At 74.5% G+C, this 13,920-nt stretch carries 10 protein-coding genes; 6 read left to right on the top strand and 4 right to left on the bottom strand.

What is annotated here, in order from left to right; translation table 11 throughout:
• Window positions 1–353: 353 nt before the first annotated feature.
• Complete coding sequence (locus ACGH2B_RS09580) at window positions 354–728, top strand: STAS domain-containing protein (protein ID WP_030288295.1); 375 nt, start codon at window positions 354–356, stop codon at window positions 726–728.
• Window positions 729–765: 37 nt separating this feature from the next.
• Here ACGH2B_RS09580 and ACGH2B_RS09575 read toward each other — a convergent pair whose 3' ends face one another.
• From ACGH2B_RS09575 to ACGH2B_RS09565, 3 genes are all read right to left on the bottom strand, one after another.
• Entirely contained in the window at window positions 766–2,004 is a 1,239-nt protein-coding gene (locus tag ACGH2B_RS09575; RefSeq protein ID WP_399096870.1) for a sensor histidine kinase, read from the bottom strand.
• Between the two features lie 158 nt (window positions 2,005–2,162).
• Window positions 2,163–2,825: a response regulator gene (locus ACGH2B_RS09570; RefSeq protein WP_399087007.1), complete on the bottom strand. Its 663-nt coding sequence runs from the start codon at window positions 2,823–2,825 to the stop codon at window positions 2,163–2,165.
• 331 nt (window positions 2,826–3,156) lie between these two features.
• Window positions 3,157–4,185 carry a hypothetical protein gene (locus ACGH2B_RS09565; RefSeq protein ID WP_399087006.1) on the bottom strand — a complete coding sequence of 343 codons (1,029 nt, stop codon included), beginning with the start codon at window positions 4,183–4,185 and terminating at the stop codon, window positions 3,157–3,159.
• Between the two features lie 252 nt (window positions 4,186–4,437).
• Here ACGH2B_RS09565 and ACGH2B_RS09560 point away from each other — a divergent pair, with 252 nt between their 5' ends.
• The 3 genes from ACGH2B_RS09560 to ACGH2B_RS09550 all read left to right on the top strand — a co-directional run bounded on the left by ACGH2B_RS09560 (window position 4,438) and on the right by ACGH2B_RS09550 (window position 9,258).
• Window positions 4,438–5,172 (top strand): hypothetical protein, encoded by a 735-nt coding sequence (locus ACGH2B_RS09560; RefSeq protein ID WP_399087004.1) that lies wholly within the window; start codon window positions 4,438–4,440, stop codon window positions 5,170–5,172.
• A 446-nt stretch (window positions 5,173–5,618) separates the two neighbouring features.
• The gene (locus ACGH2B_RS09555; protein ID WP_399087002.1) at window positions 5,619–7,307 is read left to right on the top strand and encodes a succinic semialdehyde dehydrogenase; all 1,689 of its coding nucleotides are present in this window, start codon (window positions 5,619–5,621) and stop codon (window positions 7,305–7,307) included.
• Between the two features lie 91 nt (window positions 7,308–7,398).
• Window positions 7,399–9,258, top strand: coding sequence for a GMC family oxidoreductase N-terminal domain-containing protein (locus tag ACGH2B_RS09550; RefSeq protein ID WP_399087000.1), 1,860 nt, complete (start codon window positions 7,399–7,401; stop codon window positions 9,256–9,258).
• A gap of 573 nt (window positions 9,259–9,831) precedes the next feature.
• On the opposite strand, the gene ACGH2B_RS09545 is transcribed toward ACGH2B_RS09550, so the two are convergent.
• Window positions 9,832–10,146 carry a chorismate mutase gene (locus tag ACGH2B_RS09545; RefSeq protein WP_399086998.1) on the bottom strand — a complete coding sequence of 105 codons (315 nt, stop codon included), beginning with the start codon at window positions 10,144–10,146 and terminating at the stop codon, window positions 9,832–9,834.
• A 254-nt stretch (window positions 10,147–10,400) separates the two neighbouring features.
• Here ACGH2B_RS09545 and guaA point away from each other — a divergent pair, with 254 nt between their 5' ends.
• Together guaA and ACGH2B_RS09535 are read left to right on the top strand one after the other, a co-directional pair.
• The gene (gene guaA / locus ACGH2B_RS09540; protein ID WP_399086996.1) at window positions 10,401–11,978 is read left to right on the top strand and encodes a glutamine-hydrolyzing GMP synthase; all 1,578 of its coding nucleotides are present in this window, start codon (window positions 10,401–10,403) and stop codon (window positions 11,976–11,978) included.
• Window positions 11,979–12,254: 276 nt separating this feature from the next.
• A complete protein-coding gene (locus ACGH2B_RS09535; RefSeq protein WP_399086994.1) occupies window positions 12,255–13,136 on the top strand; it encodes a 2-hydroxy-3-oxopropionate reductase in 882 nt (293 codons plus the stop codon).
• Window positions 13,137–13,920 lie beyond the last annotated feature (784 nt).

Raw genomic sequence — 13,920 nt, 5'->3', positions numbered from 1 at the left:
CGCGCCATCGAATGTAGTCGGGGGGTCCGACACCGCATGCTTCTTTGCGGCAAACCGTCCCGGAAGACGGGAGCGGATGGTAAGAGAGTCGTCACTTTGGGGTGGTAATGCCCGGTCAGGCGAGTGCGAAGAAGATCGTTCCCGCCCGGATCGGAGAATGCGTTACGGGTGTGTGACCGAAATTCGGCAAAGAGTGACCGCGGGCTGGGCATAGCCTTGACGGGAACGGCCCAGTGCGTCACGCATTCCGCGGTGTTTCAGGGGAGAGAGGCCGGGCAGTCGAGCCGGGGAAGGGTGAGTTCCGGATATTCCGGGAGCATCCGGTCCACAAGCGAGCGAAAGGCTTCGAGCGCGTGTCGTTGAAGGTGGCAGAAGACGAACAGGGCCGGTGGGCCGTCCTCCAGGTGTCCGGCGAGATGGATCTGGTGACCTCACCCGCGGTACGCCAGCACGTCCACGACGCGGTGGCCGACGGCCGGCGGAACGTCGTCCTCGATCTGTCCGAGGTCCGGTTCTGCGACTCCAGCGGCGTCGGCGTGCTCATCGCCGCTCGCCGCCTGATGCGCTCCTGTCAGGGCCGTCTCCGGCTGATCCTCCCCGCCCAGGGGGCCGTCGACGGCTCGCACGTCAACCGCGTCCTCGCCGCCCTCGGCGTCCGCCGTCTCTTCGAGGTCTACCCCGACCTGCACACCGCGGTCGACGAGACCGCCGCCCCGCTCTCGGCCTGAGCCCGCCGCTCCCCGGAGCGACGCGCCCCCGGGCCCGTCACCACGCCCCGTGAGGGGAATCCGTCCCGTACGGGGGCTCCGCCCGGTACGGGAACCGCGCGCGGACGACGAAGCCGCCGTCGGCGGTGTGCCGCGTCTCCAGCGTTCCGCCCAGGCTCTGGGCCCGCTCGCGCAGCCCCACCAGCCCGTGTCCGCCGCCCGGCAGCGCCGGGGGCGCCGCCGAGGCGTCCGGCGGCCCGTTACGGATCTCCACCCGCAGCCCCCCGGCGTCCACCGTGTCCACCGGCTCCGCGGCGTCCGGCGCCTCCAGCGGATCGATCCGGACCAGGACCCGCGCCCCCGGGGCGTGCTTACGGACGTTCGTCAGCGCCTCCTGGACGGTACGGAACGCCGCCCGCTCCACGGCCCGCGCGCCCTGCGCGCCCGCCACGACGCCCGGCTCGTACGTCACATCGAGGCCGCTCATCCTGATCAGCCGCGGCAGCTCCGCCAGATCCGGCTGCGGCGCGGGGCGGCCCGCCTCCTGGGGGCCGCCGGCCGCCCGCAGCACACCGACCATGTGCCGCAGCTCCTCCAGGGTGCGTACCGACAGCTCCCGGATGGTCCGCGCGCCGTCCCGGGCCGCCTCGTCACCCGTGCTGACCTGCACGGCGCCCGCCTGGAGGCTGATCAGGCTGACCTGGTGGGCGACCACGTCGTGCATCTCCCGGGCCAGCCGGGCGCGCTCGGTGGCCTGCACCCGGTCGGCCAGCAGCCGGTCCTCGCGGCGCAGGCTGAGGGTCAGCTCGTCGACCCGCGCGGCCAGCTCGCCCCGGGTGCGTACCAGCAGCCCCAGGGTGATCGGCGCCGCCGAGGTGACGCAGGCGTCGATCAGCACCAGGGTGTTCTCCCGGTACGCGGTCAGCTCCAGGTCGGAGAGCGGATACGGGAGGAAATGCGCGGCGATCAGCAGCGCCGCGCAGCTCCCCAGGCGGGCCCGCCCCGGGCGCCGCGCCGCCACCGTGTAGAGCGCGATCATCGGTGCGAACCAGATGTAGCCGATGTACAGCCCCGGCAGCGTGACGAGGAAGACCAGCAGCGGGAAGCGGCGGCGCAGCAGCAGCGAGGCGGCCGCGACCAGCGACAGGGCCAGCTCCAGAGGGAGCGAGAAACCGTTGACGAGGAACGCGTCGGCGACCCCCAGGAGCGCCGGGACGGCCACCGGGGCGACCCGGCGCAGCCACCCCGGCACCCGCGCCCGCAGGCCCCCGCGCGCCCCCGGCGCGACGGCCGGCACCCGCGCCCCCGTGCCGCCCTGCTCGCCTCCCGGCCCGTCCCCCCGTGCCCCGGATACCGCCGGCAGCCGGCCGTCCCGCGCCCCCGGCGCCCCGCTGTGCTCGTGCGCCTCCTCCTCGGGTGCGGGCGCCCGCCGCGCGTCCCCCGTGCCCGCCACCGTCAGCACGTCCCGCGGGGTATGCCGCCGACCAGGCCCGCGCGGTCGGCGACGATCGCCGCCTGGATGCGGTTGAGGCCGCCCAGCTTGCCCAGGAGGGCCCGGACGTGGTCCTTGACGGTGCTGGGCGCGAGGCCGATCCGTTCGGCGATCTGTGCGTTGGCCAGGCCCTCGCCGAGCAGCGCCAGCACCTCCGACTCGCGCGGTGTCAGGCCCGTCACGGCCCGCGCCGCGGCGGCCTGGTCCTCGGCGGTCAGATAGCCGCCGATCACCGCCCGGGTCACCCCCGGGTCCAGGACGCTGCCGCCAGCCGCCAGCGTCCGTACCGCGCGCACGAGCTGCTCCGGGTCGGAGTCCTTGAGCAGAAATCCGGCGGCGCCCTCGCGCAGCGCCGCGGTGAGGTACTCCTGGGCGTCGAAGGTGGTCAGCATCGCGATCACCGGTGGCTCGGGGGCGGCGCGCAGCCGCCGCAGCACCGTCAGCCCGTCGACGTCCGGCATCCGGATGTCGAGCAGGACGACCTCGGCGCCGCTGTCCCGCACCGCCTCGACCGCCTCGGCGCCGCCGCAGTCGGCGACCATCTCGATGTCCGGGGCGGTGCCCAGAATCATCCGCAGCCCCGACCTGACGAGCCGCTCGTCGTCCACCACAGCGACACGGATCACCGGGCGCCCCTCTCTCCTCGCACGTTCCCGGCGGGCGCGCGCCGTCCGGCCGCCCCCGCGCCCTGCCCGCCCCGGTCGGACCGCCCTCCGGAGGTCCCTACCCCCGCCGGGCGGCGGGGGTACGCCCGGGACCTGGGGACGATGCCTCACCGGGGCGTACACCGGCAGAGTGCCTTCATGCTGCACCACCGGCCGGGCCACCGGCACCGGAGGCGGTACAGCTCACAGCGACGGCCGCCGCGGCCCCCACACGCGGCGGCCGTTTTTCTCCGCCGTCCCGGCGCTCCTCTCCGGAGCCCGCGCCCGGTGTCCGGCCCCGCCGCCTGAGCCCTCAGCGCCCCGCGGCCGCCGTCCGCAGCCCCTCGCCCCGCGCCCCGCAGTACGGGCCGCCCGGCCGCGCCGAGGCCAGCACCACCACCGACGTCATCGCCGCCAGCCCGTACGCCGTCGTCACCAGCCACAGCACGCCCTGCGACGTCTCCAGTGACCGGTTGAAGTAGTCGGTCACGGCCAGTTCCACCACCGACCGCACCGTCAGGTAGAGCTGCACCGCCCCGTACGCCAGCAGCGCGCTGCGCACCTCCCACCGGGCGCCCCAGGCCAGCGCCCCCAGGGTCAGCAGCACCAGGACCGCGCCCGCGGAGGCGAACTCCGGGGCCGCCGCGAGCCCCGGCATCCCGGGTACGGAGGCGTCGACGACCGCCCGCAGGAACCGCCCCGCGTGCCCGGAGGCGAGGACCGGCCCCCGCACCGTCCACGCCAACTGGACCACGCCCATCAGCAGGAACAGCACCCCGCAGATCCGCGAGGGGCGGCGGCGCCAGGCGCCCCCCGGCGCGCCCGGGCCGCCGGGCGCCCCCCGGCGGCCGTCCCCGAGAGGCAGCAGCGCACCCAGGACCACCAGGGCGGTCACCAGCCCCAGGCACCGGGTGGCCAGCAGCCAGCCCCAGTCCGTGGCGGTCACGTACCGGGTGCGGTAGGCCGCGTCACACAGGCCGACGCCCTCCCGCACCGCGGCGGCCAGCAGTACCCAGCCGAGCAGCAGCGCCGCCGCCCGGGCCGCCCGCCGCCCGGCCAGCGCCGGACCGGCGACGGCGAGGAACGCCGCGGTGAACGCCCACTCGTACGGACCGAGCACCGGCACCGCCCCGGGGAGCGCCGGATGGAACAGCCCCTCGACGAAGTCCCAGAGCCCGCCGCCCCCTTGGACGACGCCCGCCACCGTCCAGCACGCCATCGCGAGCCCCAGGAGGCCCAGGCACGTCCCCGCGGCGCGGTAGCGGCCCCGGTGCGCCGGGTCGGCCCGGGCCGGATCGGGGTCGGGGCGCACATCCACCGCGCCGTCGTCCTGCATCGCCATGCCCCAGACCCCCGCTCCGCCCGCCGGCCGCGATAACCGGACCGTCCCGTACCGCAGCCTCACTGTGCCAAGGACGGCAGGAGCGGCGGGGGAGGTTCCCAGCCGTGTCGGAGTGCGCCCGGCACTTCCCCGTGAGCCCGCGTCCGGCGCCGCCGCGAACCGTGAACTCCCCCTGGGGGACGCCTTTCCGGCCCCCGCGCGACGGCGCCACCGGCAGCGGCGGGGCGCCCCCGGAGCTGGCATGATGCGGCCATGACGGAAACGGGGGAGGCACCGGACGACGGGCCCGCGCACCACGGCGGCGTCCGCCTCACCCGGCGTGGCCGGCTCACCCTGGGGGTGCTCGCGGCGGCCGCCGCGGCGGCGCTCGCCGCGGTACTGGTCAGCGCCGCGGACCCGTTCGGCACGGACGGCGCCCGCCGCGCCGCCCCCGGCGTGTCCCGCCCGCCGCGCGCCGCCCCCGCGCCCTCGCCCACCACCCCCGTCGTCCTCGACTGGCAGGTCCACCACGAGCGCAAGCTCCGCGCCTGGCCGGCCGTCCCCACCACGTACGCCACGGTCGTGCACGACGACGGGGACGCCTCGTACCGCCGCCGGGGCAGCCGGATCGTCGAGTACGTCGTGCCGGGGGACGACAGCAACCGGCTGCGGCTGACCACGTACGCCCACCGTCCCCGGACGCTCGCCGCCTGGGGCGCCCAGGAGGCGGCGCGGCTGCGGCAGTTCTGGCCGGACGCCGAGGTGCGCACCGCACCGGCCCGCTTCCAGGGGCGCCCCGCGCTGCTCCTCGACGCCACGTACACCTTCTCGCCGCAGACCCCCACCAGGACGCGGCGGCTCCAGCTCCTGACCACCGCGGCCACCGGCCGCGCCTACGACCTGTACGTGGAGATGCCCCGGCTCCCGGCGGCCGAGCACACCGGCCGCGCGGTGTTCCGGGGCGCCCGCGACCGGCTCCGCCTGGACGGCGGGCCGGCCCGCCCCTGAAGCCCCGGGCCCGTCCGGACGGTGCGTCAACCCGCCCTTGAGGCGCGGCGGCCTTGCCGACGGCGCGCCCGGCGCCGCGCGCCCGCCGTGCGCCCCCGGGCCCGCCGTGCGCCTGCCCTGCCGCCCGGGCGGTGCCCCCGGCCGCGGACGGGATCGCGTACGGGCCGGTCCCGCCCTCCCACACCGGTGTCCGGATCCGGCCTCCCCGCCCTCGGCGTTCCGGGCCTCCGGCGCGGTCACCTGGCCTTTCGCCGCGCCCGGGCCGTCGTTCGACCCGTCATGGTTCGTGCCAGCGATGCCAAATCCCCTGAAATCCTCCGGGTGTTCGGCGTCGTCGCTGACCAGCGGCGATTCCGCCATCAATCGCTGGCGACATTACGGAGGGGTGCCGAAAAGCCGTTACCAGCGGGTACACAAAGTGGCCGGGTACCCCTACGCTCGCCCGCATGACGGACTTGAAGGACAACCGAAAACCTGCGAGCGAGGCCCCCGAGATCCCCGGGACGCCCGCCGCGACGGACCCCACAACCGCCGCGACGACCGTGCCCTTCCGCCGTAACCCCGTCGCCCCCGCCGTGCCCGGTGCCCGCACCGCCGCCGGCGTCGTCACCCCGGAGATCGTCGCCCAGCTCGTCAGAGGTGTCACCGGCAGCGGCCGCACCGCCAACCACACGCCGTTCACCGGCGAGAAGCTCGCCGATCTGCCGGAGTCCACCCCCGAGGACGTCGCCACCGCCTTCGACCGCGCCCGCGCCGCCCAGGAGCGCTGGGCGAAGGTCCCGCTCAAGCGGCGCGCCGCGGTTCTGCTCCGCTTCCACGACCTGGTGCTGCAGCGGCAGTCCGAGGTTCTCGACCTCATCCAGTTGGAGACCGGCAAGGCCCGGCTGCACGCCCACGAGGAGGTCCAGGCGGTCGCCATGGCCTCCCGCCACTACGGCCGCAAGGGCCCCGCCTACCTCCGCCCCAAGGGGCACACCGGCGCCGTCCCGGTCCTGACGAAGGTCAGCGAGGTACGCCAACCGCGCGGTGTCATCGGCCAGATCGCCCCCTGGAACTACCCCCTGGAGCTGTCCGTCGGCGACGCCCTGCCCGCCTTCGTCGCGGGCAACGCCCTCGTCATGAAGCCGGACACGGAGACCGCGCTGACCGCCCTGTGGGCCCGGCAGCAGATGATCGAGGCGGGGCTGCCCGCGGACGTCTGGCAGGTCGTCATCGGCGAGGGCCCGGTCGTCGGCCCGGCCGTCGTACGCCACGCCGACTACGTCTCCTTCACCGGCTCCACCCGCACCGGCCGCGAGGTCGCCCAGGGCGCCGCCGCCCGGCTCGTCGGCGTCTCACTCGAACTCGGCGGCAAGAACGCGATGCTGGTGCTGAAGGACGCCGACGTGGACAAGGCCGTCGCCGGCGCCGTCCGCGGCTGCTTCTCCTCCGCCGGCCAGCTCTGCATCTCCATCGAGCGGCTCTACGTCCACGCCTCCGTCGCCGACACCTTCCTGGAGCGCTTCGCCGCCCGCACCCGCGCCATGCGGCTGGGCACCCAGCTCGCCTACGGGGCGGACATGGGCTCCCTGGCCGGCGCCCGCCAACTGGAGACCGTCACCCGCCATGTCGACGAGGCCGTCGCCCAGGGCGCCCGCGTCGTCACCGGCGGCCGCGCCCGCCCCGACATCGGCCCGTACTTCTACGAACCGACCGTCCTCGACGGCGTCGGTGAATCCATGACCGTCTGCGCCGAGGAAACCTTCGGCCCGGTCGTCTCCGTCTACCGCTTCGAGGACGAGGACGAGGCCGTCACCCGGGCCAACGCCACGCCGTACGGCCTCAACGCCAGCGTCTGGACGCGGGACTCCCGCCGGGGCCGCGCCGTCGCCGCCCGGCTGCGCGCCGGAACGGTCAACGTCAACGAGGCGTACGCCGCCGGATACGGCAGCGCCCGCTCGCCCATGGGCGGCATGGGCGACTCCGGACTCGGCCGCCGCCACGGCTCCGAGGGCATCTTGAAGTACACCGAGGCGCAGACCATCGCCCAGCAGCGGGTGATGCCGCTCGGCCCGTCCTTCGGCCTGACCGACGAGAAGTACGCCGCCTTGATGACCCGCAGCCTCCAGGCGATGAAGGCGTTCCGGCTGCGCTGAGCCGCCCGGGGCCCGGCCACCGGCCGCGGCCCCGGCGTCCGGTCCGCGCGTCCGGACGGACATGCCGCCCCACCCACACCCAGGAGAGCCCGTGCCGCAGCAGAACTCCGCCCACCCACCGCTCCCGGGGCAGCGCCGGGCCCCGGACCGCCCGTACGACTACGACGTGCTCGTGGTCGGCTCCGGCTTCGGCGGCGCGGTCTCGGCGCTGCGGCTGACCGAGAAGGGCTACCGCGTCGGCGTCCTGGAGGCCGGTCGCCGCTTCAGCCGCCAGACGCTCCCCAAGAACTCCTGGGACCTGCGCAACTACCTGTGGGCCCCGGCCCTCGGCTGCTACGGCATCCAGCGCGTCCACCTCCTCGGCAACGTCATGGTGCTGGCCGGAGCCGGCGTCGGCGGCGGCTCCCTCAACTACGCCAACACCCTCTACGTCCCGCCGCCGCAGTTCTTCCGCGACCAGCAGTGGGGCCATCTCACCGACTGGCAGGACGAGTTGGCGCCCTACTACGACCAGGCCAGGCGGATGCTCGGCGTCCGGCTCAACCCGACGACCACCCCGTCCGACGTCCATCTCAAGGAAGCGGCCGAGAAGATGGGCGTCGGCGACTCCTTCCACCTCGCGCCCGTGGGCGTCTTCTTCGGCGACGGCCAGGACGCGGACGGCGCCACCCGCGCGGAGCCCGGCGGCCAGGTCCACGACCCGTACTTCGGCGGCAAGGGACCGGCCCGCACCGCGTGCACCGAATGCGGCGAATGCATGACCGGCTGCCGCCACGGCGCCAAGAACACCCTCAACGAGAACTACCTCCACCTCGCCGAACAGGCCGGAGCCGTCATCCACCCGATGACCTCCGTCGTCACCGTCACCGAGGACTCCCGCGGCGGCTTCGCCCTCGGCACGCTGCCCACCGACGACAAACGCCGCGGCCGCGCCCGGATCTTCACCGCCCGCCACGTCGTCCTCGCCGCCGGCACCTACGGCACCCAGACGCTGCTGCACCGCATGAAGGACAGCGGTCTGCTGCCCGGCATCTCCCCGCGCCTGGGCGAGCTGACCCGCACCAACTCCGAGGCCCTCGTCGGCGCGCAGACCAACGACCGCCGCTACCGCAAGAAGTACGGCTCCCGCCCCGACTTCACCCGCGGCGTCGCGATCACCTCGTCCATCCACCCCGACGAGAACACCCACATCGAACCGGTCCGCTACGGCAAGGGCTCCAACGCCATGGGGGCGCTCTCCGTCGTGCAGGTCCCGCTCGCCGCCCGCCGTGGCCGGCGCGCCCTCGCGTGGGTGGCCCGTGGCCTGCGCCATCCGCTCCAGACCGCGCAGTCGCTCGCCAACCGCCGCTGGTCGGAGAAGACCATCATCGGCCTCGTCATGCAGTCCCTGGACAACTCCCTGACGACGTACCGCAAACCGTCCGGCCCCGGAAAGGGCCTGCTCACCGCCCGCCAGGGCCACGGCGCCCCCAACCCCGAGCAGATCCCCGAGGCGTACGAGGCGGCCGGGCACCTCGCGGAGGCGATCAACGGCTTCCCCGGCAGCAACGTCGGCGAACTGATGGGCACCCCGCTGACCGCGCACTTCCTCGGCGGCTGCCCCATCGGCGAGGACGCCGACCACGGGGTCATCGACCCGTACCACCGCCTCTACGGCCACCCCGGCATCTCCGTCGTCGACGGCTCCGCGGTCTCCGCCAACCTCGGCGTCAACCCGTCCCTGACGATCACCGCGCAGGCCGAGCGCGCCATGGCGTTCTGGCCCAACAAGGGCGAGACGGACCCGCGGCCGGGACCGGGTCAGGAGTACCGGCGGCTGACGCCCGTCGAGCCCGTCGCCCCCACCGTCCCGCCGTCGGCCTTCGCCGCCCTGAAGCTGCCGCTCCTGCCGGTGCCGGCCGTCCCGCCGAAGCGCACCACCGGTGCGGAGGCGGCCCCCGACGGCGACTGACCACCGGACGCACGAAGGGCCCCGCGACACGTCCGCGAGGGGGAGGTGCGGACGGCAGCGGGGCCCTCGGCCGCCGGTGCCCGTATCGGAGACGGGCACCGGGGGAGCGGCGCCGGGGGAGGGGAGCGCCGCGGGTTCGGTGGAGTACGGAGCGGGACCGGCCGGAGCGGACCGGCCGGGCGTCGAGGCGGCCGCGCCGGGTCCGGCGCCGCCGCGGTGTGCGGATGCGGGCTGTGTCGGATGCGGCCGGTCCCGGGCGTCCCCAGGACCGGCCACCCATCGATGTGACCGGGCTGCTGTCCCCTGCTGACCGGTCACCTCACCGGAGAGAGGTCCCACGACGCGGGCCGCCGAGCGGCCGGCGTCTCATCCCTCCGGCGTTCCGCCCCGGGGGCGGCGTCTACGCGTAGTCCTGCCGCCGCGCCTGGCTGACGCGGCACCCGGCACAACGAAGCGGTTCCGCGGCTGGTCACGCGCCGGACGGGTGAGAGGGCAACCGAACTCAGATGCGCCCGCTGCACCCGGCGCGCACGCCCGTGCCGCACGCCGGTCCTCGCCCGCCGTCCGGCCCGCTCAGACGCGGCCGCGGGACAGCTCCAGCAGCGTCATCGCCAGCGTGGTCCCGGACCGGCCGAGCTGCCCGCGGTAGTGCTCCAGGATCTCCATCTCACGGGAGAGGTTCACCCGGCGCCCGCCGGAGGCGATGCGCTCGCGCTGGATGACGGCGGAGACCGCCATCCGCTCCTGGACGAGGCCGATGATCCGGCCGTCGAGGTCGTCGATCCGCCCGCGCGCGTCGGTGATCACCCCGGCCGCCTCGGGGGTACGCGCCCCGGTGCCGGCGGCGGGCGCGGTCGTGGTGGGGGCGGTGGTGGTGTCGCTGCTCATGTCCGGATCTCTCCTGGGGTCGGTGGCCCCGCGAGCCGACGGCGGACCGGGAACGACACAGGCGCCCCGGGCCTTGTCGGCCCGGGGCGCCTGGGAAGTCGCTGGTCAGTTGATCAAGCAGCGCGTCCATGGCAGCCGGCCGGGCCGGTGCCATAGGTAAAGACGGAGGTCAGCTGCTTGGACATGGCGCTCAGTATGAGCCCGTTAGAATCGAAAGTCCAACCCCTGCTCCACACCGCCGGAAGGCCGCCGAAGTGCCATCAGCGCCCCCTGCCGCCGCCCCGGACGTCGTCCTCGTAGTCGACTTCGGCGCGCAGTACGCCCAGCTCATCGCCCGCCGCGTCCGCGAGGCGCGGGTCTACAGCGAGGTCGTCCCGTCCACCATGCCGGTGGCCGAGATGCTCGCCAGGAACCCCAAGGCGATCATCCTCTCCGGCGGCCCCTCGTCGGTCTACGCCGACGGCGCGCCCAGCGTCGACCGGGCGCTGTTCGAGGCCGGTGTCCCGGTCTTCGGCATGTGCTACGGCTTCCAGCTCATGGCCACCACCCTGGGCGGCACGGTCGACAACACCGGCGCCCGTGAGTACGGCCGCACCCCGCTGGCCGTCTCCAAGCCCGGCTCCACCCTCTTCGAGGGCACCCCCGCCGAGCAGTCCGTCTGGATGTCGCACGGCGACGCCTGCTCCGCCGCGCCCGGGGGCTTCACCGTCACCGCGTCCACGGACGTCGTCCCGGTCGCCGCCTTCGAGAACGACGAGAAGAAGCTCTACGGCGTCCAGTACCACCCCGAGGTCATGCACTCCACGCACGGCCAGCAGGTGCTGGAGCACTTCCTCTACCGCGGCGCGGGCATCGAGCCCAACTGGACGCCCGGCAACATCGTCGAGGAGCAGGTCGCGGCGATCCGGGCCCAGGTCGGCGACAAGCGCGCGATCTGCGGGCTGTCCGGCGGCGTGGACTCCGCGGTCGCCGCCGCCCTGGTCCAGAAGGCCATCGGCTCCCAGCTCACCTGCGTCTACGTCGACCACGGGCTGATGCGTAAGGGCGAGACCGAGCAGGTCGAGAAGGACTTCGTGGCCGCCACGGGGGCGAACCTCAAGGTCGTCGACGCCAGCGAGCGCTTCCTGAACGCCCTGGCCGGTGTCTCCGACCCGGAGACCAAGCGCAAGATCATCGGCCGGGAGTTCATCCGCGTCTTCGAGCAGGCGCAACTGGAGATCCTCCAGGAGGAGGGCCCTGAGGTCGCGTTCCTCGTGCAGGGCACCCTGTACCCGGACGTCGTCGAGTCCGGCGGCGGCGAGGGCACCGCGAACATCAAGTCGCACCACAACGTCGGCGGGCTCCCCGACGACATCGAGTTCGAGCTGGTCGAGCCGCTGCGCCAGCTTTTCAAGGACGAGGTCCGCCTGGTCGGCTCCGAGCTGGGACTGCCGGACGAGATCGTCCAGCGCCAGCCGTTCCCCGGCCCCGGCCTGGGCATCCGTATCGTCGGCGAGGTCACCAAGGACCGCCTCGATCTGCTCCGCGAGGCCGACGCCATCGCCCGTGAGGAGCTGACCGCGGCCGGTCTCGACGCCGAGATCTGGCAGTGCCCGGTCGTGCTGCTCGCCGATGTCCGCTCGGTCGGCGTCCAGGGCGACGGCCGCACCTACGGCCACCCGGTCGTGCTGCGCCCGGTCTCCTCCGAGGACGCCATGACGGCGGACTGGACGCGGATGCCGTACGACGTCCTGGCGAAGATCTCGACCCGGATCACCAACGAGGTCGCGGACGTCAACCGTGTCGTCCTCGACGTCACCAGCAAGCCCCCGGGCACCATCGAGTGGGAGTGACCCGCTGACCGGTCCGCCGGTCCTCCCGCAGTACGACGCCGACGCCGTCGCTCCCCGTGAGCGGCGGCGTCGGCGCGTTTTCGAGCCCTGCCGGGGGCCGCGCGGGCGGTTCGTCCCCGGCGGGCGTTGACGTCGGCGGCGGGACCTCGCATCATGGCGGACGGAGATTTCGTATGACGGTACCGATACTCCGTGATGTGGAATTTCTGAGAAACGGTAGGCGGTACGGGCCGCGGGGCGGTGGCGTGCCGGTGGAGCAGTGAGGAGCGGCGCGCGATGAGCACGATCGGATTCATCGGACTCGGCATCATGGGCAGCCCGATGGCGGTGAACCTCGCCCGGGCCGGGCACACCGTCCGCGGCTGGAACCGCACCCCCGGCCGGGCGGCCGCGCTGGTGGCGGCGGGCGGACAGGAGGCGGAATCGATCGCCGACGCGGTACGCGGGGCGGACGTGGTGATCACCATGGTCCCGGCGTCCCCGCAGGTCGAGGCGGTCGCCTATGGCCCGGACGGCGTCCTCGCGCACGCGGCGCCCGGCACCTTGTTCATCGACCACTCCTCGATCACCCCGCAGACCTCGATCGACCTGGCGAAGGCCGCCGCGGACAAGGGCGTACGGGTCCTGGACGCGCCGGTCTCCGGTGGCGAGGCGGGTGCGGTCGAAGGGGTGCTGTCGATCATGGTGGGCGGTGACGCGGCGGACTTCGAGGACGCCCGCCCGCTCTTCGACGCGGTCGGCACCACGGTGGTCCACTGCGGACCGCACGGCGCCGGACAGACGGTCAAGGCCGCCAACCAACTGATCGTCGCCGTCAACATTCAGGCGGTCGCCGAGGCCGTGGTCTTCCTGGAGAAGTCCGGCGTCGACATCGACGCGGCCCTGGAGGTCCTGGGCGGTGGCCTGGCCGGTTCGACGGTCCTGGCGCGGAAGAAGGAGAACTTCAAGAACCGCGACTTCACCCCCGGCTTCAAGCTGGAACTCCACCACAAGGACATGGGCATCGTCACGGACGCGGCCCGCACGGCCGGTGTCCCGCTCCCGGTGGGCTCGGTCGCCGCCCAGTTGATCGCGTCAGCGGTCGCCCGCGGGGACGGCGGGCTGGACCACTCGGGGCTGCTACGGGGGGTGGAGCTGCTCAGTGGGGGCGGGCGGTAGGACGGTTCTGCGGGCGGGGGGGGGGCTGGCTGAGCTGGGCCTTTCGGCGGGCGCTCATGGTGGGGGGCTGGGGCTTTCAGGCGGGGGTGTGGCCTGGGGTGGGCCTGTTGCCTGCGGGGGCTCTGTGCGCTGGGTGGGCCTTGTGTCCGCGGGCGGGGCGTGGCGTGGGCCGCGTGCCTCGGGGAGGTCCGCTCGCGGTTCCGGGGCGGGGTGTGCCGGGAGATGTACGGGGCGGGGCTGGGGGTTCGGCAGGGGCTTGAGGCCGGGCGGGGCCTTTCGGCCGGGGGCGTTCGAGGGGGCGATGCCCGTCCGCGAGTTTGCCCGTGAGCGGGGGCTGTTCTGTGGGCAGGGCGCCCTCTCGGGGCGGCCCGAGCCTGCGGGCGGAGCGTGGGCCGTGTGCCTCGGGGAGGTCCGCTCGCGGTTCCGGGGTGGGGCGGTCTGGTGACGTACGAGGCGGGCCTGGGGTCAGTGGTTACGGGGCGGCCTCGGCCCGGCGGGTGGGGCACCGGAATCGTGTGGATCGGGCGGGCCCGGCACGGGTGCCCGGGATGGGGCCGGTGCCCGAGGGCTTCGGAATATCGGGGTGCTCGGCGGGGCGAGCGGCCGGGTGGCCAGTTCTTCGGGCAGCTCAGGGGCGCCGGGCGTGTGCCTCGGGCGGGCCCGAGGCACGGGTGCCCGGGGGCTGCTTCCCTGGGGCTTCGCGGATTCGGGAATTCGGGGTGTTCGGTGGGCGAGCGGGCGGGGTGACCGGTGTCCTCGGGCTGCTCAGGGCGCGGGGCGGGCT

Origin of the sequence: Streptomyces sp. BBFR2, assembly GCF_044497305.1 — a bacterium.
In the GTDB taxonomy this organism is placed as follows: Bacteria; Actinomycetota; Actinomycetes; order Streptomycetales; family Streptomycetaceae; genus Streptomyces.
Note: the sequence above shows the minus strand (reverse complement) of the source record. Positions and strands in the feature narration are given on the sequence as shown.